Genomic DNA, 21,273 nt, shown 5'->3' with positions numbered 1-21,273 from the left:
AAGACGCCGGCCGGAGGGAAAGCGATGGGTAGGACACTCGCGGAGAAGGTCTGGGACGACCATGTTGTCCGGCGCGCGGAGGGCGAGCCCGACCTTCTCTTCATCGATCTGCACCTGCTCCACGAGGTGACCAGCCCGCAGGCCTTCGACGGGCTGCGCCAGGCCGGGCGTCCGGTGCGACGCCTCGACCTCACCATCGCCACCGAGGACCACAACACCCCGACCCTCGACATCGACAAGCCGATCGCCGACCCCGTCTCGCGCGCCCAGCTGGAGACCCTGCGCAAGAACTGCGCGGACTTCGGCGTGCGGCTGCACCCGCTGGGCGACGTGGAGCAGGGCGTCGTGCACGTGGTCGGCCCGCAGCTGGGGCTGACCCAGCCCGGCACCACCGTGGTCTGCGGCGACTCCCACACCTCCACGCACGGCGCGTTCGGCGCGCTGGCGTTCGGCATCGGCACCAGCCAGGTGGAGCACGTCCTGGCCACCCAGACGCTGCCGCTGGCCCGCCCGAAGACCATGGCCATCACGGTCGAGGGCGAACTGCCCGACGAGGTCACCGCGAAGGACCTGATCCTGGCGATCATCGCCCGGATCGGCACCGGCGGCGGCCAGGGCTACATCCTCGAATACCGCGGCTCCGCCATCGAGAAGCTCTCGATGGAGGCCCGGATGACCATCTGCAACATGTCGATCGAGGCCGGCGCCCGCGCGGGCATGATCGCCCCCGACGCCACCACCTTCGACTACCTGAAGGGCCGCGACCACGCCCCCGAGGGCGAGGACTGGGACGCCGCCGTCGCGTACTGGAAGACCCTGCGCTCCGACGACGACGCGGTGTTCGACGCCGAGGTCGTCATCGACGCCACGGAACTGGCCCCGTTCGTCACCTGGGGCACCAACCCCGGCCAGGGCGCGCCCCTGTCGGCCAGCGTCCCCGACCCCGCTTCGTACGAGGACGCCTCGGAGCGCAACGCCGCCGAAAAGGCCCTGGAGTACATGGGGTTGACCGCGGGGCAGCCGCTGCGCGAGATTAACGTGGACACCGTCTTCGTAGGTTCGTGCACCAACGGCCGCATCGAGGACCTGCGCAACGCCGCCTCGGTCCTTCAGGGCCGCAAAGTCGCGGAGGGCGTACGGATGCTGGTCGTCCCGGGCTCGGTCCGGGTGGCGCTCCAGGCCGTCTCCGAGGGCCTGGACAAGGTCTTCACCGAGGCGGGCGCCGAATGGCGGCACGCGGGTTGCTCGATGTGCCTCGGTATGAACCCCGACCAGCTGGCCCCCGGCGAGCGCTCCGCCTCCACCTCGAACCGCAACTTCGAGGGCAGGCAGGGCAAGGGCGGCCGCACCCACCTGGTCTCGCCCCAGGTCGCCGCCGCCACCGCGGTGCTGGGCCATCTGGCCTCGCCCGCCGACCTGTCCGACACCCGTACCCCCGCCGGAGTCCGATAGCCATGGAAGCCTTCACCACCCACACCGGCCGGGCCGTTCCGCTGCGCCGCAGCAACGTCGACACCGACCAGATCATCCCCGCCCACTGGCTGAAGAAGGTCACCCGCGACGGGTTCGAGGACGGGCTCTTCGAAGCCTGGCGCAAGGACGAGAACTTCGTCCTCAACCGCCCCGAGCGTCAGGGTGCCTCGGTCCTGGTGGCCGGTCCCGACTTCGGTACGGGGTCCTCCCGCGAACACGCGGTCTGGGCCCTGCAGAACTTCGGCTTCAAGGCCGTCGTCTCCTCCCGCTTCGCCGACATCTTCCGGGGCAACTCCCTGAAGAACGGGCTGCTGACCGTGGTCCTGGAGCAGAAGGTCGTCGACGCCCTCTGGGAGCTGACCGAGGCCGACCCCAGTGCCGAGGTCACCGTCGACCTGGAGGCCCGACAGGTCCGCGCGGAGGGCATCACCGCCGACTTCGAGCTCGACGAGAACGCCCGCTGGCGGCTGCTCAACGGCCTCGACGACATCAGCCTCACCCTTCAGAACGAAGCGGACATCGCGGCGTACGAGGCGGCCCGACCCGCCTTCAAACCGCGTACCATTGCCGCCTGAGCAGCGCTTTTCCACGACTGCGCCCTCTGCCTCCCGGCAGGGGGCGCAGTCGCTTGTTGAGACCCCGTCGGGCGACAACTCGCCCCAGATGGCACAATCGGTGCATGGAACGCGACAGCCAACTCAAGCTCTATGGCCAAGTCGCCGACCGATTGAAGGAAGCGCACGCGAAGGTGCGTGCACTGCAAGTCCCGGAGAGCGTACGGATGGCGCTGACCCGGAAGCTGCTGGTCGTCACGGCCGCGGCGAAGCACGATCTCCCGGACGCGGCAAGGCGTCTGGACCGGATGATGAAGGACCTCGATGAGGGCCGATTCCCCGAAGGTGACTGACACGTGGAACTGCGCATCGGTCGACTTCGTTGCGGCACTAGGGTGATTAGCCCGTTTCGTGTTTGATTTGCGGTATATATCTGCCTAACGTGCGAAAAAGCTTGAACACTTTCGTTCTGGCAATGTCTCCGAAGGGGAAGACGTGAACAAGGCGCAGCTCGTAGAAGCGATTGCCGACAAGGTCGGCGGCCGTCAGCAGGCCGCAGACGCCGTCGACGCGGTACTCGACGCGATCGTCCGTGCCGTTGTCGCCGGGGACCGTGTCTCGGTCACCGGCTTCGGCTCGTTCGAGAAGGTCGACCGCCCCGCCCGGTACGCCCGCAACCCGCAGACGGGTGAGCGCGTCCGGGTCAAGAAGACCTCGGTGCCCCGCTTCCGCGCGGGCCAGGGGTTCAAGGACCTGGTGAGCGGTTCCAAGAAGCTCCCCAAGAACGACGTGGCCGTCAAGAAGGCCCCCAAGGGCAGCCTCTCGGGCGGATCTTCCGCCGCCCGTACGACGGTGAAGGCCGCCGCCGCCAAGAAGTCGGCCGCCAAGAAGGCCACCGCGAAGAAGACCACCGCCAAGAAGGCGACCCCGGCGAAGAAGACCACCGCCGCCGCCAAGAAGGCCACCGCGAAGAAGACCACGGCCAAGAAGACCACCGCGGCCGCGAAGAAGGCGACCCCGGCGAAGAAGGCCGCGACGACCGCCAAGAAGGCCTCTCCCAGCAAGACCGCGCCCGCCAAGAAGACCACGGCGAAGAAGGCGCCCGCGAAGAAGACCACGGCGCGCAAGACCACGGCCAAGAAGGCCACCGCACGCAAGAAGTGAGACCGGGCACCCGCTCGCTCCTCACACGCGCCGGGCCGGGCTCCCCCGGGGGGACCCCGGCCCGCGGGCTGTCCGGACCCCGTCCCGGGCGGCCCTCAGAACGTCTGCAGCGTCACCAGCGTGATCCGCAGGTCCGAGCCCGTCCCCTCGCCCTCGATCCGCACCCGCTGCCCCGGACGCAGCAGCAGCAGGCCGCCCGCGTCGAAGGCCGGGGCGTCGAAGTCCACCGGCGTGCCGTCGTCCAGCAGCACACTGCCGGTCCGGGTCTCGGGGTCGTACGTGTACGAGGTCGCCTGCATGGGCGGCAGCCTATCGGTCACGTGCCGGCGTCAGCGCGGCCATCAGGCGCGCGGTGTGCGGCCCCGCGCCCAGGGCCAGGGCAACCCGCAGATCCTCGCCCGTATCCACGTCCCTGCGCACCGAGTCGAGACCGGGCAGCGCGATTTCCACCGCCCCCGACGCCAGGTGCCGGGCGCCGGACGGACCACCGAAAGCCGGACGGAATTCCGCACCCCGGGCGGCGGACAGAAATGTCGTCCCGATTCCTGCGGCATCCCGAAGAAATGCGCGCGGAAAAGCGGAGGCGAAATCGAGCACCCGCGCCAATTCGTCGCCGCGCAACGCGGGCAGATCCGCGTTCAGCGCGGCCACCGGCGCGGTCGGCCGCGGCCCCCGCACGAAGCGGGCGCCGTGCACCAGCGCCGCGTTGAGCCCGGCCCCCGGAGCGTCCGCCACGATCCGCGCCCCGAGCGACGAGAGCGCCGCCGCGGCCGCCGGATCGTCCGTGACGACCACCACATCCCGCACCCGGTCACAGGCCAGCGCCGTGGCCACCGTGTCCTGGGCGAACGCCAGCGCCAACCGGGGGCGCGCCTGCTCGCCCGCCGCCCGCCCCAGGCGGCTCTTGGCCCGTGCGAGCGGCTTCAGCGGAACGACCAGGGACCAGGACCCCGCCGGATCGGTGTTCGTGACGATCTCCCCCTCCGTACGCATCGGGACCTATTCTCGCCTGCCGGTACGACAACCCGGAGGGTTGGTCCCGAAGGTGAGGCGTACGGTGTTCTCGACAGAGCAGGGGCCTGGGGCGAGACTTGACCGTCGGTAGCCAGGCAGCAGGTCAAGTCAGAGAGAAAGGTGTCCTCGTGTCGCGCCGCAGAATCGGCTTCTGGTACCGCCTGGCGGCGGTTATCGCCAAGCCGCCATTGGTGGTTCTGTTCAAGCGCGACTGGCGGGGGATGGAACACATTCCAGCCGACGGCGGCTTCATCACCGCCGTCAATCACAACTCCTATCTGGACCCGCTCTCCTACGGCCACTTCCAGTACAACACCGGGCGGGTGCCGCGGCTCCTGGCGAAAGCCGGCCTCTTCCGCACCCCGTTCGTCGGGATGATGCTCCGCGGCACCGGCCAGATCCCTGTCTACCGCGAGACCACCAACGCCCTGGACGCCTTCCGGGCCGCCGTGGAGGCCATCGAGCGCGGTGAGTGCGTCGCCTTCTACCCCGAGGGCACCCTCACGCGGGACCCCGACATGTGGCCGATGGCGGGCAAGACCGGGGCGGCCCGGGTCGCCCTGATGACCCAGGTACCCGTCATCCCCGTCGCCCAGTGGGGCGCCAACCTCGCGATGCCGCCCTACGCCAAGGAGAACAGGTTCCGGCTGTTCCCCCGCAAGACGCTCCAGGTGCAGGCCGGACCGCCCGTCGACCTCAGCCGCTTCTACGGTCTGGAGCCGACGCCCGAGGTGCTGCGCGAGGCGACCGAGGTCATCATGGCCGCGATCACCCGCCAGCTGGAGGACCTGCGCGGCGAGAAGGCCCCCGCCGAGCTCTACGATCACCGCAAAGCCCGTGCTGAACAACGGCGCAAGGCCCAGGGAAAGGGAACCACGTGACGCACCCCGTAAAAGCAGCCGTCTTCGGAACCGGCTCATGGGGTACGGCCTTCGCCGTGATCCTCGCCGACGCGGGCTGCGAGGTCACCCTCTGGGGCCGCCGCGCCGAGGTCGCCGAGGCCGTCAACACCACCCGCACCAACCCGGACTACCTCCCGGGCATCACGCTCCCGGAGACGGTCCGAGCCACCACGGACCCCGCCGAGGCCCTGCGCGACGCCGAGTTCGCCTTCCTCGTCGTGCCCTCCCAGACGCTGCGCGCCAACCTCGCCGACTGGGCCCCGCACCTGGGCCCCGACACCGTCCTCGTCTCGCTCATGAAGGGCGTCGAGCTGGGCACCGCCAAGCTGATGAGCGAGGTGATCGCGGACGTCACCAAGGTCTCCGCGGACCGCATCGCCGTCGTATCGGGACCCAACCTCGCCAAGGAGATCGCCGAGCGCCGCCCGGCCGCCGCCGTCGTCGCGTGCGCCGACGAATCCGTCGCCCAGCGCCTCCAGACCGCCTGCCACACCCCGTACTTCCGGCCGTACACCAACACCGACGTCGTCGGCTGCGAGCTCGGCGGCGCCGTGAAGAACGTCATCGGCCTCGCCGTCGGCATCGCGGACGGCATGGGCCTCGGCGACAACACCAAGGGCTCCCTCATCACCCGGGGCCTCGCCGAGACCACCCGCCTGGGCGTGGCCATGGGCGCCGACCCGCTGACCTTCTCCGGACTCGCGGGCTTGGGCGACCTGGTGGCCACCTGCTCCTCGCCGCTCTCGCGCAACCACACCTTCGGCACCAACCTCGGCCGGGGCATGACGCTCCAGGAGACGATCGCCGTCACCAAGCAGACCGCCGAGGGCGTCAAGTCCTGCGAATCGGTCCTCGACCTGGCCCGCAGGCACGGGGTCGACATGCCCATCACCGAGACGGTCGTCTCGATCGTCCACGAGGGCAAGTCGCCGGTCGTCGCCGTCAAGGAGCTGATGTCGCGGAGCGCCAAGGCCGAGCGGCGCTGACGTCTCCCTTACCAGCAGGTACGCTCATCGCGATATGAGCAGCGAGAACCTCCCCCAGAGCCCTGAGCGCGCCGAGAGCCCTGAGCAGCAGCGCCGCAAGCCCCGCGTGGCTGTCGTGTTCGGCGGCCGCAGCTCCGAACACGGCATCTCGGTCGTCACGGCCGGCGCCGTCATGAAGGCCATCGACCGGACCAAGTACGACGTCCTGCCGATCGGTATCACGGCGGACGGCCGCTGGGCGCTCACCGCGGACGAGCCCGAACGCATGGCCATCACCGACCGCAAGGTCCCCGACGTGGCCCAGCTCGCCGAGTCCACCGACGGCACCGTCGTGCTCTCCGTGGACCCCGGCAGCCGCGAGGTGCTCTACAGCGAACCCGGCTCCGTGCCCAAGGCGCTCGGCGAGGTCGACGTCGTCTTCCCCGTGCTCCACGGCCCGTACGGGGAGGACGGCACCCTTCAGGGCCTGCTCGAACTCTCCGGTGTGCCCTACGTCGGCGCGGGCGTCCTCGCCTCCGCCGTCGGCCAGGACAAGGAGTACATGAAGCGCGTCTTCCTCTCCTTCGGACTGCCGGTCGGACCGTACGAAGTCGTCCGCCCCCGCGAGTGGGACCGCGACCCGGGGGCCGTCCGCAAGCGGATCGTGGAGTTCGCCGGTGAGCACGGCTGGCCGCTGTTCATCAAGCCCGCGCGGGGCGGTTCCTCCATGGGCATCACCAAGGTCGACGACCTCTCCGGCCTCGACGAGGCGATCGAGGAGGCCCGCCGCCACGACCCCAAGTTCCTCGTCGAGTCGCTGCTGCGCGGCCGCGAGATCGAGTGCGGGGTGCTGGAGTTCGAGGACGGACCGCGCGCCAGCGTGCCCGCCGAGATCCCCCCGGTCACCGCGCACGACTTCTACGACTTCGAGGCCAAGTACATCGACTCGGCCGCCGGTCTGGTGCCCGCACCGCTCACCGAGGAGCAGACCGCCGAGGTCCAGCGGCTCGCCGTCGCCGCCTTCGACGCCACCTCCTGCGAGGGCCTGGTGCGCGCCGACTTCTTCCTCACCGAGGACGGCACCTTCGTCATCAACGAGATCAACACCCTGCCGGGCTTCACCCCGATCTCGATGTACCCCCGCATGTGGCAGGAGAGCGGCGTCAGCTACCGGGAACTGGTCGACCGGCTGATCCAGGCCGCCTTGACCCGCTCCACGGGACTGCGCTGAGCGACCGCCGGAAACCGTGCGTCAGAGCCGGTCCGGGATCGTCCTTTCGACCGGACCGGCGAACGCGCTGAGCGGGGTGATGTCGTTCGCGTACTCCTGGGAGAACGTGACCTCGACATACGCCTTGCGGTACGTGGTGGTGAACCGGGGCCCGGAGTCCTCGGGCTGCTCCAGCATCCAGTTCACCCCGTCCGCCTCGACCGCCTCCGCCTGCGGGTCGTCCATCTTCGCGGGCCGAGGCACGCCGCAGCGCAGTACGATCGCCCCGTCCCCCCAGCCGGCGGTCAGCTCCGATTCCGGGGAGGGGTCGTTGCGTTCCCGGTCGAGGACGGTCTCCGGCAGCTCTCCGTCCAGGGCCTTGCAGTACGCGGCGGCCTCCGAAGACGGCGTGGGAACCGTGATCGAGGGCTGCGCGTCGCTGGAGGAACAGCCCGCCGCGGCCAGCACGAGCACGGCGGCGGACGGACCGAGGGTGGATATCGAGCGAGGGGACCGGCGGGCGGATGACGTCACCGGCCCAGCCTAGACGGGGGTCAGAGGTGGACGACCGGGCAGGTCAGGGTTCGTGTGATGCCGTCCACCTGCTGCACCTTGGCGACCACCATGCGGCCGAGTGCATCGACCGTGTCGGCCTGGGCCCGCACGATCACGTCGTACGGACCGGTGACGTCCTCTGCCTGGATGACTCCCGGAATACTGGAAATGGTCTCGGCGACGATCGACGCCTTGCCCACCTCGGTCTGGATGAGGATGTACGCCTGTACCACGGAACCTCCAGGGCGGCCACGAGGATCATGTGGGGGAAAGGGACGCCACGTTATCGCGTTGCCGAGCGCGACGGGGAGACCTACGAGCCGGATGACGTCCACAGCGTGGCGCACAGGACACAGAAGTTGACGTATCTCTTGACGGTACCGACAGCAGTGACGGCTCGCGACCGGGGGCCCGGACGGGTGTCCGGGGCGATAAAGGAGAGGTGAGACTCGGTGAAGGGAACCGTGGGCGAGTTGGGGGAGTTCGGGCTCATCAGAGAGCTCACGTCCCGGCTCACCACCACCCCGGCGGTGCGGCTGGGGCCCGGCGACGACGCCGCGGTCGTGGCGGCACCCGACCGCAGGGTCGTGGCCAGTACGGACATCCTGCTGGAAGGGCGGCACTTCCGCCGTGACTGGTCGACGGCGTACGACGTCGGCCGCAAGGCGGCCGCCCAGAACCTCGCCGACATCGCGGCGATGGGCGCCGTGCCCACCGCGCTGCTCCTCGGCCTGGTCGTCCCCGCCGACCTGCCCGTCACCTGGGCCGCCGAGCTGATGGACGGCCTGCGCGACGAGTGCCAGGTGGCCGGGGCGGCCGTCGTCGGCGGCGACGTGGTCGGCGGTGACACGATCACCGTCGCCATCACCGCACTCGGCGACCTGCGCAACCACGAACCGGTCACCCGGGCCGGCGCCTGCCCCGGGGACGTCGTCGCGGTCACCGGCTGGCTCGGCTGGTCCGCCGCCGGGTACGCCGTGCTCTCCCGCGGCTTCCGCTCGCCCCGCGCCTTCGTCGAGGCCCACCGCCGCCCCGAACCGCCGTACCACGCGGGCCCGGCGGCCGCCGGGCTCGGCGCCACCGCGATGACCGACGTCAGCGACGGCCTCGTCGCGGACCTCGGGCACATCGCGGAGTCCAGCAAGGTCCGCATCGACCTGCGCTCCGGCCTCATCGACATCCCCTCACAGATGTCCGACATCGGCCAGGCCGTCGGCGTCGACCCGCTCCAGTGGGTGCTGACCGGGGGAGAGGACCACGCGATCGTGGCGACCTTCCCGCCCGACGTGAAACTCCCCGCCCGCTGGAAGGTGATCGGGGAGGTCCTCAACCCCTCCGCCCTGCCCCAGGTCACCGTCGACGGCGCCCCCTGGACCAGCAAGGGCGGCTGGGACCACTTCGGCTCCATCGAGGACACCCACTAGCCGGTCGCGGGCCGGAGGCTCCCGCTAGATTGCTGGGTATGCCCATACGTACCGCTGTACCGCCCCGCGTGCTCACCGTCGCCGGATCCGACTCCGGCGGCGGTGCGGGCATCCAGGCCGACCTGAAGACCATGCTCGCCCTCGGCGTGCACGGCATGAGTGTGCTCACCGCCGTCACCGCACAGAACTCCCTCGGAGTCCAGGGCGCGTGGGAGCTTCCGGTGGACGCCGTACGCGCCCAGTACCGCAGCGTCGTCGACGACATCGGCGTCCAGGCCGTGAAGACCGGGATGCTCGCATCGGCCGCCCTCGTCGAGACCGTCGCCGAACTCCTCGCCACCACCGACGCCCCCGTCGTCGTCGACCCCGTCGGCGTCTCCAAGCACGGGGACGCGCTGCTCGCCGCCGAAGCCCTCGACTCCGTACGGCGGAATCTGCTGCCCCTCGCCACCGTCGCCACCCCCAACCTCGACGAGGTGGCCCAGCTCACCGGGGTGCAGGTCACCGACGAGAGCGGAATGAGCCGGGCCGCCGAGGAGATCCTCGGCTTCGGGCCGCGCTGGGTGGTCATCAAGGGCGGCCATCTGCCCGGCGAGGCGGTGGACCTGCTCACCGACGGGAGCGCGGAACACTGGCTGCGCGCCCCCCGGCACGACAACCGCCACACCCACGGCACCGGCTGCACCCTGGCCTCCGCCATCGCCTCCGGGCTCGCACGCGGTCAGGACGTGCCCACGGCCGTACGGGGCGCGAAGACGTACGTCACCGGCGCGATCGAGGCCGGATTCCCGCTGGGCGGCGGCATCGGCCCGGTCGACCACGGCTGGCTGGCCCGCCCGGCCTCCTGACCCGCCCCGACAAGCCGCCTGAGCACAGCAAAAAGCCGGTCCACCGAGGTGGACCGGCTTTTTGGGCAACCGGAAGGCTGCGCTACGACGGGAACGTCAGCGCGCGACCTTGCCGGCCTTGATGCACGAGGTGCAGACGTTGAGCCGCTTCGGCGTCCGACCGACCACGGCACGCACGCGCTGGATGTTGGGGTTCCAGCGACGGGACGTACGGCGGTGCGAGTGCGAAATGTTGTTGCCGAAGCTCGGCCCCTTGCCGCAAACGTCGCAGTTGGCAGCCACGGGTCACTCCAAAGACTTCAGATGCACTTACAGTGAAATCCGGCGCGCCGGAATCAGGTGACTGAAGTGGCGGTACCGGAGGAATGGCCCGACTCTCATCGGGCAACCGGAGCAGCATACAACGCCTGCTTCGGAGATACGAAACTACCACGGGTTCGCCCGCCCCCGCCCCGCCCCCTGTCCCTGCCGGTGCCCGGGCAGTCGGGCTAACCTGCGGTTCAGCCCGTAGCCACGGCCGCTTCAAGGAGGACCATCGGTGCCGCAGCTCCCCGACGACCTGGATGCCGTCGCGGTGCGCACCTGGTGCTCGCTGGCCCTGGAGGCCCTGGGCCGGGAGCGCGCGGAGATCGACGCGATCAACGTCTACCCCGTCGCCGACGGTGACACCGGCACCAACCTCTACCTGACCGTCGAGTCCGCCGCCGCCGCCGTCGAGGCCGTGTTCGCCGCCCACGAGACCGGCACCACCGTGCCCGCCACCGCCGACGCCGTACGCGCCATGGCGCACGGCGCCCTGATCGGCGCCCGCGGGAACTCCGGCACGATCCTGGCCCAGCTGCTGCGCGGCATGGCCGGGGTACTCGCGGAGGGCGGCGATCCGGACCGGCTGCGCCTCGCCCTGGTCCGGGCCGATGCCGCCGCCCGCCAGGCCGTCGCCCACCCGGTGGAGGGCACCGTGCTCACCGTCGCCTCGGCGGCCGCCGAGGCGGCCCAGGGCGCGGAGCCGGAGCTGAGCGCCGTGGTGAACGCCGCCCACGAGGGGGCGCGCGAGGCGCTCGCGAAGACCCCCGGCCAGCTCGCCGTGCTCGGCCGGGCCGGGGTCGTGGATGCCGGAGGGCGGGGGCTGGTCGCGGTCCTGGGCGCCCTGGTCGAGGCGGTGACCGGGCAGGCTCCCGTACGGGGGCCTCGCACCGGAGCCGGCAGGGCGGCCGCTCCCGTGGACGGCGGATCGGCCGTGGGGCTCCCGGTGGGGGGCGTTCCGGTGGCTTCCGGAGCTGGCCATGTGCCCGACAACGCCGAAGACTGCCCGCAGGACGGGGAGGGCGGGCCCGCGTTCGAGGTGATCTACCTCCTGGAGGCCCGCGACGAGCAGGTGGCCCGGCTGCGCACCCGGCTCGACGCGCTCGGCGACTCCCTGGTCGTGGTGGGCGGCGACGGGCTCTGGCACGTCCACGTCCATGTCGACGACGCCGGGGCCGCCGTCGAGGCGGGCGTCGAGGCCGGGCGGCCCTACCGGATCCGGATCACCCACTTCGCCACTGAGAGCGGCCACGACGCGCGCACCCCGACCGAGCCCGCCCAGCGCGCCGTCGTCGTCGTGGTCCCCGGCGACGGACTGGCCGGACTCTGCACCGAGGCCGGCGCCACCACCGTGATCGCCCGCCCCGGCGAACCGCCCGCCAGCGGCGAACTGGTCGAGGCCATCCGCAGGGCCCACGCCCGTGAGGTGGTGCTGCTGCCCAACGACGCGGCCCTGCGCCACACCGCGGCCGCCGCCGCCGAGCAGGCCAGGACCGAGGGGGTCCGGGTCGCCCTCGTCCCCACCCGGGCCGCCGTCCAGGGCCTCGCCGCCCTCGCCGTCCACGAGCCGGACCGGGGCTTCGACGAGGACGTGGTCGCCATGACCTCGGCCGCGGGCGCCACCCGCTACGCAGAACTGGCCGTCGCCGAGCGCCAGTCGTGGACCATGGCGGGCGTCTGCCAGGCCGGGGACATCCTCGGGCTGATCGACGGGGACGTGGCAGTGATCGGCGCCGACGTCCCGGCCACCGCCCGCACCGTGCTCGACCGGATGCTGGCGGCGGGCGGCGAGCTGGTCACCCTCGTCCTCGGCGAGGACGTCCCGGACGCGCTCGCCGACGCCCTGGAGGAACACGTACGCGAAGGCCATCTCGCCGTGGACACGGTCGTCTACCGGGGCGGCCACCAGCGGGCGCCGCTGCTGATCGGCGTCGAGTAGTCCCGTATCCGCTTCGCGGCCGCGCCCGGCGGACAGCTGTCAGTGCCGTGGTGTGCAATGGATCGCGTGTCCTCGTTCGATGAACCCCTCAAGAAGCTGCTCGGCGGAGCCACCGCGAAGGTGATGGCCGAACACCTCGACCTGCACACGGTCGGTGATCTGCTGCACCACTACCCGCGGCGGTACGAGGAGCGCGGCAAGCTGACCGCGCTGGCCGACCTCCCGCTGGACGAGCACGTCACGGTCGTCGCCCAGGTCGCCGACGCCCGCGTCCTGATGTTCAACAACGGCCGGGGCAAACGCCTGGAGGTCACCCTGACCGACGGCAGCGGCCGCCTCCAGCTCGTCTTCTTCGGCCACGGTGTCCACAAGCCGCACAAGGAGCTGCTCCCGGGCCGCCAGGCGATGTTCGCGGGCAAGGTCTCCGTCTTCAACCGCAAGATGCAGCTGGCCCACCCCACGTACCAGCTGCTCGACGCCTCCGACGCCGACGAGGCGACCGAGGCCGTGGACGCCTTCGCCGGCCGGCTGCTGCCGATCTACCCCGCCTGCAAGCAGCTCGACTCCTGGCGGATCGCCAAGGCCGTGGACGCCGTGCTGCCCAGCGCGCGGGACGCCGTGGACCCGCTGCCCGACTCCCTGCGCGAGGGCCGGGGCTTCACCCCGCTGCCCGAGGCCCTGCTGAAGGTGCACCGCCCGCAGACCAAGGCGGACATCGAGGACGCCAGGTCCCGCCTCAAATGGGACGAGGCGTTCGTCCTCCAGGTCGCGCTGGCCCGCCGCCGCTACGCCGACACCCAACTCCCCGCCGTCGCCCGCCGCCCCGTCGCGGACGGCCTGCTCGACGCCTTCGACGCCAAGCTGCCCTTCACCCTCACCGAGGGCCAGCGACACGTCAGCAAGGAGATCTTCGACGACCTGGCCACCGAGCACCCGATGCACCGGCTCCTCCAGGGCGAGGTGGGATCGGGCAAGGCACAGCCCCTCGACTCGCTCGTATTGACTCCCGAGGGCTTCAAGCCCATGGGAGAGATCTCCGTGGGCGACCGGGTGGTGGTGCCCCGGGGTGACATCGCACCGGTCGACGGGGTCTACCCCCAGGGTGAGCGAGATGTGTGGCGCCTGGTGCTGTCCGACGGCACGTCTGTGGAGTGCGATGACGAACATCTGTGGATCGTGGGAACGAGTTGTGCCTGGGACCGAGGACAGACGCCGAAGGTGATGACCACCCGCGAGATCCGCGGGGACACTTTCCGGGCCGACGGTTCGTCGAAGTGGTACATCCCAGTGGCCATGCCGGTGGACCTGTCCGACGGCACGTCGCCGCCGCTCGACCCCTACCTCTTCGGACTGCTCCTGGGAGGCGGATCCTTCCGGCACGATCTGCGCCTGTCGACCACCGACGAGGAGATCCTGGCGGCCGTACGCACGATCCTGGAACCGGAGTGCGCGGTGACGCCGGTCCCCGGCTCTCGCTGCGACCACACCATCGGCCTGCTGGGCCCCAAGGGCGGTACACGGCGGAATCCCGTGATCAGTGTGTTGCGGTCACTTGGCCTGTGGGGGGTCACATCGCACGACAAGTTCGTGCCCTCGGAATTCAAGAACACGACGATCAAGAACCGCCTTGCCGTTCTGCAGGGGCTCATGGACACGGACGGGACCGTGAACGCCCAGGGACAGAGTGTCTCGTTCTGCTCGGCCTCCCGACGACTGGCCGACGACGTGGCATGGCTGGTCCGCTCGCTGGGAGGACGGGCGCGAGTGCTGCCGAAGAAGGCGGCGTTCAACGTCTCGGTCGCACTGCCCGACGAGTACGGCCCGTTCCGGCTCGCCAGGAAGGCGCGTCGCACGTATGCCCGGCCGAAGTGCAACACCTTCCGACGGGGGATCCGGGCAGTCGAGTACGTGGGGCGCAAACAGGTTCAGTGCATCAGCGTCGCCGACTCGAGCCGTTCGTACGTGACCGACCACTTCACCGTCACGCACAACACCATGGTTGCCCTGCGCGCCATGCTCACCGTCGTCGACGCGGGCGGCCAGGCCGCGATGCTCGCCCCCACCGAGGTCCTGGCACAGCAGCACCACCGCTCGATCACCGAGATGATGGGCGAGCTGGCCGAGGGGGGCATGCTGGGCGGCTCGGACCGGGGGACCAAGGTCGTCCTGCTCACCGGCTCCATGGGCATGGCCGCCCGCCGGCAGGCCCTGCTCGACCTGGTCACCGGCGAGGCCGGGATCGTCATCGGCACCCACGCCCTGATCGAGGACAAGGTCCAGTTCCACGACCTGGGACTGGTGGTGGTGGACGAACAGCACCGCTTCGGCGTCGAACAGCGGGACGCCCTGCGCTCCAAGGGGAAGCAGCCGCCCCACCTCCTCGTCATGACCGCCACCCCCATCCCCCGTACGGTCGCGATGACGGTCTTCGGCGACCTGGAGACCTCCGTCCTGGACCAGCTCCCGGCCGGACGCTCCCCGATCGCCAGCCACGTCGTCCCCGCCAAGGACAAGCCCCACTTCCTCAGCCGCGCCTGGGAACGCGTCCGCGAGGAGGTGGGACACGGCCACCAGGCGTACGTGGTCTGCCCCCGCATCGGCGACGAAGCCGAGGAGGCGGAGGGGAAGGGCGTGAAGAAGGCGAAGGCCAAGAAGGCGGCGCCCGAGGCGGACGGGGACAAGCGGCCGCCGCTCGCCGTCCTGGAGATCGCCGAGCAGCTGCGCACGGGCGCGCTGGCCGGGCTGAGCGTCGAGGTGCTGCACGGGCGGATGCCACCCGACGAGAAGGACGACGTCATGCGCCGGTTCGCCGCCGGTGCCGTGGACGTCCTGGTCGCCACCACGGTCATCGAGGTCGGGGTCAACGTCCCCAACGCCACCGCCATGGTGATCATGGATGCCGACCGCTTCGGCGTCTCCCAGCTCCACCAGCTCCGCGGCCGCGTCGGCCGTGGCTCGGCGCCCGGGCTCTGTCTGCTGGTCAGCGAGGCCCACGAGGCGAGCCCCGCCCGCGCCCGCCTGTCGGCCGTCGCCGCCACCCTCGACGGCTTCGAGCTCTCCCGCATCGACCTGGAGCAGCGCCGCGAGGGCGATGTGCTGGGCCAGGCCCAGTCCGGGGTGCGCTCCTCGCTGCGGATGCTCACCGTCATCGACGACGAGGAGGTCATCGCCGCCGCCCGGGAGGAGGCCGTCGCGATCGTCGCCGCCGACCCGGAGCTGGAGCGGCTGCCGGAGCTGCGCACCGCCCTGGCCGCCCTCCTGGACAAGGACCGCGAGGAGTATCTCGACAAGGGGTGAGAGCGCGGGGGATGGCCCGCCGATCGGGCCGGTGCGGGCCGCACGCCATATCGTGGACACACGGCACGCGCCCACCGCGCGCCGCCGGCCCCCGCGCACGCCCACGACCCCGAGGACCCGACACCCATGACCCGCGTGATCGCCGGCTCGGCCGGCGGACGCCGCCTGGCCGTCCCGCCCGGCACCGGCACCCGCCCCACATCCGACCGTGCGCGCGAGGGCCTGTTCTCCACCTGGCAGGCGCTGCTCGGCACCCTGGAGGGGACCAGGGTCGCCGACCTGTACGCCGGATCCGGCGCCGTCGGCCTCGAAGCGCTCTCCCGGGGAGCGGTCCACGCCCTCCTCGTCGAGGCCGACCAGAAGGCGGTCCGCACCGTCCGCGACAACGTCCGCACGCTCGGTCTGCCCGGCGCCGAGGTGCGTACCGGCAAAGCCGAACAAATCGTGACAGGACCGGCGCCCGCCGACCCGTACGACATCGTCTTCCTGGACCCGCCGTACGCCGTCACCGATGACGATCTTCGCGAGATCCTGCTCACACTCCGTGCTCAGGGGTGGCTCACCGGCGATGCGCTCGTCACCGTGGAACGCAGCACCCGGGGCGGAGAATTCGGCTGGCCCGCCGGATTCGAGCCACTGCGGGCCCGTCGCTACGGCGAGGGAACGCTTTGGTACGGTCGCGCCGCCGCTACGTGCGAAGACGCACGATGACCGGACCGGAGAGCGAGGGAATCACTGTGCGCCGCGCCGTCTGTCCGGGGTCTTTCGACCCCATCACCAACGGACATCTCGACATCATTGGCCGAGCCTCGAAGCTGTACGACGTGGTGCACGTCGCGGTGATGATCAACCAGTCCAAGAAGGGGCTGTTCACCGTGGACGAGCGGATCGAGCTGATCCGCGAGGTCACCGCCGACTTCGGCAACGTCGAGGTGGAGTCCTTCCACGGACTGCTGGTCGACTTCTGCAAGCAGCGGGAGATCCCGGCGATCGTGAAGGGCCTGCGGGCCGTCAGTGACTTCGACTACGAGCTCCAGATGGCCCAGATGAACAACGGCCTCTCGGGCGTCGAAACCCTCTTCGTGCCGACCAACCCGACGTACAGCTTCCTGTCGTCCTCGCTGGTCAAGGAGGTCGCGACCTGGGGCGGTGACGTCTCCCACCTGCTGCCGCCCACGGTCCACGAAGCGCTCACGGAGCGCCTGGGCGAACAGTGAACAACTGACGGCCCGTCACGAGGTGTCGGACGGCGGCCGACTGGCCTTACAGTCGTCCCGTCCGTCTCCAACAGAACAGCAGCTCCAGCAGAGCGGCAGAGAGTGGCGAGCACACGGTGGACGTGCAGAAGAAGCTCGACGAGATCGTCGAAGCGGTCGGAAACGCCCGCTCCATGCCCATGTCGGCCTCGTGCGTGGTCAACCGCGCCGAGCTGCTCGCCATGCTCGAAGAGGTACGCGAGGCGCTGCCCGGCTCCCTCGCCCAGGCCCAGGAGCTGATCGGCGGCCACGAACAGTTCGCCGAGCAGGCCCGGCAGGAGGCCGAGCGGATCATCGAGTCCGCCCACGCCCAGCGGGCCTCCCTGATCTCCGACACCGAGATCGCCCGCCAGTCGCAGAGCGAGGCCGACCGGATCCTGTCCGAGGCCCGCCGCGAGGCCGAGGAGGTGCGTGCCGAGGCCGACGACTACGTCGACAGCAAGCTCGCCAACTTCGAAGTCGTCCTCACCAAGACCATCGGCTCCGTGGACCGCGGCCGCGAGAAGCTGCTCGGCCGCGGCCAGGGCCTGGACGAGCAGGGCTACCAGGACCCCGACTTCGCCGAAGCCCCCGAGCGCAGCGCCGACCCGGAGACCCTGCGGCAGCGGGCCGACGCGTACGTCGACGCCAAGTTCGGCGCCTTCGAAGCCGTCCTCGCCAAGACCCTGGAGGCGGTCGGCCGGGGACGGCAGAAGCTGCACGGCCGGGTCGCCACCGACGACCTCGGCGCGCACATCGCGGCCCAGGACGCCGCGGCAGGCCAGGGCCACACCAGCGACGCCGACTATCTGGCCGGCCTCGCCGAGCTCGCCACCCCGCAACCGCAGCAGGCCCCCCAGCGGCAGCCGCACTACCAGGAGCAGCCGCCGCAGCCCGAGCCGACCTACGCGCAGGCGGCGTACGGCTACCAGGAGCAGCCTCTCCAGCAAGGCGGCGAGGGCGTCCAGGACCCGTACGGCTACCAGCAGCAACCCGACCCGTACGCGGCCTACCAGCAGACCGGCTACGACCCGAACGCGTACCCGCCCCCGCCCCAGGCCCAGCCGGACTACGGCTGGCCCCAGCAGACTCAGCAGCCCCCGCAGGCGCCCGGCCAGCAGGGCGGCGGGGCGCTGGACGAGACGAGCCTCTTCGACACCAGCATGATCGACCTGGAGCAGCTGCGCCGGTACGAAGAAGGCCGCTGACCCGGGACGGGCTGGTCCGATTGGGTGCTGAGCGGTCCGTCCAGTATCCTGAATCCTCGGTCGCGCGTAGGTCCGCGATCCAGGCTGCCCGTTTCGACTCCGGACCGGGTCGGCCCTCCCCTTTGCAGTACGACCCCCATGATTCGAAAGCAGGAAAAGCCCTGAACGGCCACCTCGACCACCGCAACCCTCTCGTGTTCGATACGCACGAGCTGGGTCGGCGTCCCGGTGCCCTGAAGCGGCTGACCCGCTCGGTGGACGCACCCGGTTCACCGGTTCTCGGTATCGACGGCGTCATCGGTGTGCCGGAAGGCGCACCCGTGGAGCTGGACCTCCGACTCGAATCGGTCATGGAAGGGGTGCTTGTCACAGGCACCGCCCGTGCAACCGCCGAGGGGGAGTGCGTAAGGTGTCTGGAGCCGCTGACCGTCGAGGTCGACGCGGATTTCCAGGAGATGTTCTCGTACCCTGACGCCGATGACCGGGGCCGCAGCACTGCGGACCCGGCCGACGACGCCGAGGACGACGAGGACAGGTTCTTCCTTGAGGACGGCTTGTTCGACCTCGAGTCAGTGCTGCGTGACGCGGTAGTGCTCGCACTGCCCATGCAGCCGGTGTGCAAGGAGACCTGCGCCGGCCTGTGTTCCGAATGCGGAATCAGGCTGGACGAGAACCCGGGCCACCACCACGATGCCGTCGACATTCGTTGGGCGGCACTGCAAGGACTCGCCGAGACCGTTCAGGACGGCGAGAAGGACAACATGGGCGGCGCCGAACCGGGCGTCGACGAGAAGCAGGAGAAGTAGCCGTGGCTGTTCCGAAGCGGAAGATGTCGCGCAGCAACACGCGCCACCGCCGGTCGCAGTGGAAGGCTGCGGTCCCCACCCTGGTTTCGTGCGAGCGTTGCCAGGAGCCCAAGCTCCAGCACATTGCGTGCCCGAGCTGCGGCACCTACAACAAGCGCCAGGTCCTCGAGGTCTGAGCGGCTGGTGAGAGGCCCGATGTCTGAGTTGTCCAACGCCAAGAAGCAGGCAGACAACGTCAACACAGCCTCGTCCCACACGCTTCTGGAAGGGCGGCTCGGGTATCACCTCGAGTCCGCCCTTCTGGTGCGTGCGCTGACCCACCGTTCGTACGCATACGAGAACGGCGGTCTGCCCACCAACGAGCGGCTCGAATTCCTCGGGGATTCGGTGCTCGGCCTGGTGGTCACGGACACGCTGTACCGCACCCACCCCGACCTGCCCGAAGGCCAGCTGGCCAAGTTGCGGGCCGCGGTGGTCAATTCGCGTGCGCTAGCGGAAGTGGGCCGCGGCCTCGAACTCGGCTCCTTCATCCGGCTCGGCCGCGGTGAAGAGGGCACGGGTGGCCGGGACAAGGCTTCCATCCTCGCCGACACACTGGAAGCAGTGATCGGCGCGGTCTATCTCGACCAGGGCCTCAGCGCGGCCTCGGAGCTGGTCCACCGGCTCTTCGACCCGCTGATCGACAGGTCCTCGAACCTCGGCGCCGGCCTGGACTGGAAGACCAGCCTCCAGGAGCTCACCGCGAGCGAGAGCCTCGGAGTCCCCGAGTACCTCGTCACGGAGACCGGCCCGGACCACGAGAAGACCTTCACTGCTGCTGCTCGCGTCGGTGGTGTCTCGTACGGCACCGGCACCGGCCGTAGCAAGAAGGAAGCGGAGCAGCAGGCGGCCGAGTCCGCCTGGCGCGAGATCAGCGCCGCCGCTGAGGCACGGCAGGCCGCGGAGAAGTCCGCGGCCGACGGAGGGGCCGCCGACACCCCTGCCGAACCGTCGCCGAGCACGGACGCCGCTCCGGCCTGAAGCGGAACGAGAACCCCTCGGTGCCCTGCGCACCGGGGGGTTTTCCCTGTCCTGGGGTCCCCCGTCCGGGACGCGGTCTGCGCAAGGCCGCGCCCGTACCACCGTCGTCGTGTCTGGAGTGGTGCATCGTGCCCGAGCTGCCCGAGGTAGAAGTCGTCCGCCGGGGCCTTGAGCGCTGGGTCAGCGGCCGCACCGTCACCGAGGTCGAGGTCCTGCATCCGCGATCGGTCCGCCGGCACCTCGCGGGCGGCGTCGACTTCGCCGCCCGGCTGCGCGGGGCCCGCTTCGGTACGGCGATGCGCCGGGGCAAGTACCTCTGGGTGCCCATCGAGGAGGCCGGCGCCTCGCTGCTGGGCCACCTCGGGATGAGCGGGCAGCTGCTGGTGCAGCCCGCGGACGCGCCCGACGAGAAGCACCTCCGGATTCGCATGCGGTTCGACGACACCCTCGGCACCGAACTGCGCTTCGTCGACCAGCGCACCTTCGGCGGGCTCTCGCTCCACGCCACCACCCCCGACGGGCTGCCCGACACCATCGCGCACATCGCCCGGGACCCGCTCGACCCGCTCTTCGACGACGCCGCCTTCCACAAGGCGCTGCGCCTGCGCCGTACGACCGTCAAGCGCGCACTGCTCGACCAGTCGCTCATCAGCGGCGTCGGCAACATCTACGCGGACGAGGCGCTCTGGCGCGCCAGGCTGCACTACGACCGGCCGACTGCGACCCTGACCCGCCCGAAGTCGGCCGAGCTGCTCGGCCACGCCCGGGACGTCATGAACGCGGCGCTCGCCCAGGGCGGCACCAGCTTCGACAGCCTCTACGTGAACGTGAACGGCGAGTCCGGCTACTTCGACCGGTCGCTCGACGCGTACGGCCGGGAGGGCGAGCCCTGCCACCGCTGCGGCACGCCGATGCGCCGCCGCGCCTGGATGAACCGGTCCAGCTACTACTGCCCGCGCTGTCAGCGGCCGCCGCGCGCCTCGTCGTAACGGGCCCGGGCGCTCAGCACCTCGTCCATCCGGTCCTCGACGACGCGGATGAGCGCGAGCAGCCGTCCGGCGACCTCGCGGCCGAGCGGGGTCAGTTCGTAGTCCACGCGGGGCGGGTTGACCGGCTGGGCCTCCCGCAGGACGAGACCGTCGCGCTCCAGCGCGTGCAGCGTCCGGGAGAGCATCTTCTCGCTCACCCCGTCCACCCGGCGGCGCAGCTCGTTGAACCGGAAGCCGCCCTCGTACAGCGCGCCGAGCGTCAGGGCGCCCCAGCGGCCGGTGACGTCCTCCAGCGTGGAGCGCGAAGGGCACTGCCGGGAGAAGACGTCGAAGGCGAGGCTGTCCGTATCGCTGGCCATATCACCAG

Annotated in this window: 24 protein-coding genes; 18 read left to right on the top strand and 6 right to left on the bottom strand. The window is 70.7% G+C overall.

The window, feature by feature from the left end; genetic code table 11:
- The first annotated feature begins 24 nt into the window (after positions 1-24).
- The 4 genes from leuC (at position 25) to ACZ5WC_RS22140 (ending at position 3,191) form a co-directional block, all read left to right on the top strand.
- A complete protein-coding gene (leuC, locus tag ACZ5WC_RS22155; protein WP_468542407.1) occupies positions 25-1,452 on the top strand; it encodes a 3-isopropylmalate dehydratase large subunit in 1,428 nt (475 codons plus the stop codon).
- A gap of 2 nt (positions 1,453-1,454) precedes the next feature.
- On the top strand, positions 1,455-2,048 hold the full coding sequence (gene leuD / locus ACZ5WC_RS22150) for a 3-isopropylmalate dehydratase small subunit (RefSeq protein WP_096626285.1): 594 nt from the start codon (positions 1,455-1,457) through the stop codon (positions 2,046-2,048).
- Positions 2,049-2,152: 104 nt separating this feature from the next.
- Positions 2,153-2,380: an SCO5555 family protein gene (locus ACZ5WC_RS22145; protein ID WP_026291031.1), complete on the top strand. Its 228-nt coding sequence runs from the start codon at positions 2,153-2,155 to the stop codon at positions 2,378-2,380.
- A 142-nt stretch (positions 2,381-2,522) separates the two neighbouring features.
- Positions 2,523-3,191 carry an HU family DNA-binding protein gene (locus ACZ5WC_RS22140; RefSeq protein WP_096626286.1) on the top strand — a complete coding sequence of 223 codons (669 nt, stop codon included), beginning with the start codon at positions 2,523-2,525 and terminating at the stop codon, positions 3,189-3,191.
- 95 nt (positions 3,192-3,286) lie between these two features.
- Here ACZ5WC_RS22140 and ACZ5WC_RS22135 read toward each other — a convergent pair whose 3' ends face one another.
- A complete protein-coding gene (locus tag ACZ5WC_RS22135; protein ID WP_311121713.1) occupies positions 3,287-3,490 on the bottom strand; it encodes a hypothetical protein in 204 nt (67 codons plus the stop codon).
- Positions 3,491-3,500: 10 nt separating this feature from the next.
- Positions 3,501-4,184 carry a 2-phospho-L-lactate guanylyltransferase gene (cofC, locus tag ACZ5WC_RS22130; protein WP_468542406.1) on the bottom strand — a complete coding sequence of 228 codons (684 nt, stop codon included), beginning with the start codon at positions 4,182-4,184 and terminating at the stop codon, positions 3,501-3,503.
- 149 nt (positions 4,185-4,333) lie between these two features.
- Here cofC and ACZ5WC_RS22125 point away from each other — a divergent pair, with 149 nt between their 5' ends.
- The 3 genes from ACZ5WC_RS22125 to ACZ5WC_RS22115 are packed head-to-tail and all read left to right on the top strand — an operon-like array spanning position 4,334 to position 7,303.
- Positions 4,334-5,086 (top strand): lysophospholipid acyltransferase family protein, encoded by a 753-nt coding sequence (locus ACZ5WC_RS22125; RefSeq protein WP_468542405.1) that lies wholly within the window; start codon positions 4,334-4,336, stop codon positions 5,084-5,086.
- Positions 5,083-6,093, top strand: a complete 1,011-nt coding sequence (locus ACZ5WC_RS22120; protein ID WP_311121714.1) for an NAD(P)H-dependent glycerol-3-phosphate dehydrogenase — start codon at positions 5,083-5,085, stop codon at positions 6,091-6,093. Before ACZ5WC_RS22125 ends, ACZ5WC_RS22120 begins: the two co-directional genes overlap by 4 nt.
- Positions 6,094-6,127: 34 nt before the next feature.
- On the top strand, positions 6,128-7,303 hold the full coding sequence (locus ACZ5WC_RS22115) for a D-alanine--D-alanine ligase family protein (protein WP_468542404.1): 1,176 nt from the start codon (positions 6,128-6,130) through the stop codon (positions 7,301-7,303).
- A gap of 21 nt (positions 7,304-7,324) precedes the next feature.
- Here ACZ5WC_RS22115 and ACZ5WC_RS22110 read toward each other — a convergent pair whose 3' ends face one another.
- Together ACZ5WC_RS22110 and ACZ5WC_RS22105 are read right to left on the bottom strand one after the other, a co-directional pair.
- A complete protein-coding gene (locus ACZ5WC_RS22110; protein ID WP_468542403.1) occupies positions 7,325-7,816 on the bottom strand; it encodes a DUF3515 domain-containing protein in 492 nt (163 codons plus the stop codon).
- Positions 7,817-7,836: 20 nt separating this feature from the next.
- Entirely contained in the window at positions 7,837-8,070 is a 234-nt protein-coding gene (locus ACZ5WC_RS22105) for an Lrp/AsnC ligand binding domain-containing protein (RefSeq protein ID WP_468542402.1), read from the bottom strand.
- Positions 8,071-8,289: 219 nt separating this feature from the next.
- On the opposite strand from ACZ5WC_RS22105, the gene ACZ5WC_RS22100 reads away from it, so the two are divergent.
- Together ACZ5WC_RS22100 and thiD are read left to right on the top strand one after the other, a co-directional pair.
- The gene (locus tag ACZ5WC_RS22100) at positions 8,290-9,261 is read left to right on the top strand and encodes a thiamine-phosphate kinase (protein WP_468542401.1); all 972 of its coding nucleotides are present in this window, start codon (positions 8,290-8,292) and stop codon (positions 9,259-9,261) included.
- A gap of 38 nt (positions 9,262-9,299) precedes the next feature.
- On the top strand, positions 9,300-10,109 hold the full coding sequence (thiD, locus tag ACZ5WC_RS22095) for a bifunctional hydroxymethylpyrimidine kinase/phosphomethylpyrimidine kinase (protein WP_468542400.1): 810 nt from the start codon (positions 9,300-9,302) through the stop codon (positions 10,107-10,109).
- Positions 10,110-10,205: 96 nt separating this feature from the next.
- On the opposite strand, the gene rpmB is transcribed toward thiD, so the two are convergent.
- The gene (gene rpmB / locus ACZ5WC_RS22090) at positions 10,206-10,391 is read right to left on the bottom strand and encodes a 50S ribosomal protein L28 (RefSeq protein ID WP_026171429.1); all 186 of its coding nucleotides are present in this window, start codon (positions 10,389-10,391) and stop codon (positions 10,206-10,208) included.
- Between the two features lie 256 nt (positions 10,392-10,647).
- On the opposite strand from rpmB, the gene ACZ5WC_RS22085 reads away from it, so the two are divergent.
- The 9 genes from ACZ5WC_RS22085 to mutM all read left to right on the top strand — a co-directional run bounded on the left by ACZ5WC_RS22085 (position 10,648) and on the right by mutM (position 20,906).
- Entirely contained in the window at positions 10,648-12,351 is a 1,704-nt protein-coding gene (locus tag ACZ5WC_RS22085) for a DAK2 domain-containing protein (protein WP_468542399.1), read from the top strand.
- Positions 12,352-12,408: 57 nt separating this feature from the next.
- Entirely contained in the window at positions 12,409-15,648 is a 3,240-nt protein-coding gene (locus ACZ5WC_RS22080; protein WP_468542398.1) for a helicase-related protein, read from the top strand.
- 126 nt (positions 15,649-15,774) lie between these two features.
- Entirely contained in the window at positions 15,775-16,359 is a 585-nt protein-coding gene (rsmD, locus tag ACZ5WC_RS22075) for a 16S rRNA (guanine(966)-N(2))-methyltransferase RsmD (RefSeq protein ID WP_096626308.1), read from the top strand.
- A 26-nt stretch (positions 16,360-16,385) separates the two neighbouring features.
- The gene (gene coaD, locus ACZ5WC_RS22070; protein ID WP_468542515.1) at positions 16,386-16,865 is read left to right on the top strand and encodes a pantetheine-phosphate adenylyltransferase; all 480 of its coding nucleotides are present in this window, start codon (positions 16,386-16,388) and stop codon (positions 16,863-16,865) included.
- A 116-nt stretch (positions 16,866-16,981) separates the two neighbouring features.
- Complete coding sequence (locus ACZ5WC_RS22065) at positions 16,982-18,091, top strand: ATP synthase F0 subunit B (protein WP_468542397.1); 1,110 nt, start codon at positions 16,982-16,984, stop codon at positions 18,089-18,091.
- A gap of 194 nt (positions 18,092-18,285) precedes the next feature.
- Complete coding sequence (locus tag ACZ5WC_RS22060; protein ID WP_096626314.1) at positions 18,286-18,897, top strand: YceD family protein; 612 nt, start codon at positions 18,286-18,288, stop codon at positions 18,895-18,897.
- A 2-nt stretch (positions 18,898-18,899) separates the two neighbouring features.
- Positions 18,900-19,073 (top strand): 50S ribosomal protein L32, encoded by a 174-nt coding sequence (rpmF, locus tag ACZ5WC_RS22055; protein WP_003965982.1) that lies wholly within the window; start codon positions 18,900-18,902, stop codon positions 19,071-19,073.
- 19 nt (positions 19,074-19,092) lie between these two features.
- Positions 19,093-19,917: a ribonuclease III gene (gene rnc, locus ACZ5WC_RS22050; protein WP_096626316.1), complete on the top strand. Its 825-nt coding sequence runs from the start codon at positions 19,093-19,095 to the stop codon at positions 19,915-19,917.
- Between the two features lie 128 nt (positions 19,918-20,045).
- Positions 20,046-20,906, top strand: coding sequence for a bifunctional DNA-formamidopyrimidine glycosylase/DNA-(apurinic or apyrimidinic site) lyase (mutM, locus tag ACZ5WC_RS22045; RefSeq protein WP_468542396.1), 861 nt, complete (start codon positions 20,046-20,048; stop codon positions 20,904-20,906).
- Here mutM and ACZ5WC_RS22040 read toward each other — a convergent pair.
- Entirely contained in the window at positions 20,879-21,265 is a 387-nt protein-coding gene (locus ACZ5WC_RS22040) for a winged helix-turn-helix transcriptional regulator (protein WP_468542395.1), read from the bottom strand. The genes mutM and ACZ5WC_RS22040 overlap by 28 nt on opposite strands.
- Between the last annotated feature and the right edge of the window lie 8 nt (positions 21,266-21,273).

The organism is Streptomyces sp. NPDC033165, assembly GCF_055577965.1.
Note: the sequence above shows the minus strand (reverse complement) of the source record. Positions and strands in the feature narration are given on the sequence as shown.

What these genes read in the sequence shown, in the direction of transcription:
- ACZ5WC_RS22135 (WP_311121713.1), bottom strand. Translation starts at nt 3,490, where the DNA reads ATGCAGGCGACCTCGTACACGTACGACCCCGAGACCCGGACCGGCAGT.
- rsmD (WP_096626308.1), top strand. Translation starts at nt 15,775, where the DNA reads ATGACCCGCGTGATCGCCGGCTCGGCCGGCGGACGCCGCCTGGCCGTC.
- ACZ5WC_RS22145 (WP_026291031.1), top strand. Translation starts at nt 2,153, where the DNA reads ATGGAACGCGACAGCCAACTCAAGCTCTATGGCCAAGTCGCCGACCGA.
- ACZ5WC_RS22115 (WP_468542404.1), top strand. Translation starts at nt 6,128, where the DNA reads ATGAGCAGCGAGAACCTCCCCCAGAGCCCTGAGCGCGCCGAGAGCCCT.
- ACZ5WC_RS22080 (WP_468542398.1), top strand. Translation starts at nt 12,409, where the DNA reads ATGGATCGCGTGTCCTCGTTCGATGAACCCCTCAAGAAGCTGCTCGGC.
- leuD (WP_096626285.1), top strand. Translation starts at nt 1,455, where the DNA reads ATGGAAGCCTTCACCACCCACACCGGCCGGGCCGTTCCGCTGCGCCGC.
- thiD (WP_468542400.1), top strand. Translation starts at nt 9,300, where the DNA reads ATGCCCATACGTACCGCTGTACCGCCCCGCGTGCTCACCGTCGCCGGA.
- ACZ5WC_RS22040 (WP_468542395.1), bottom strand. Translation starts at nt 21,265, where the DNA reads ATGGCCAGCGATACGGACAGCCTCGCCTTCGACGTCTTCTCCCGGCAG.
- rnc (WP_096626316.1), top strand. Translation starts at nt 19,093, where the DNA reads ATGTCTGAGTTGTCCAACGCCAAGAAGCAGGCAGACAACGTCAACACA.
- cofC (WP_468542406.1), bottom strand. Translation starts at nt 4,184, where the DNA reads ATGCGTACGGAGGGGGAGATCGTCACGAACACCGATCCGGCGGGGTCC.
- leuC (WP_468542407.1), top strand. Translation starts at nt 25, where the DNA reads ATGGGTAGGACACTCGCGGAGAAGGTCTGGGACGACCATGTTGTCCGG.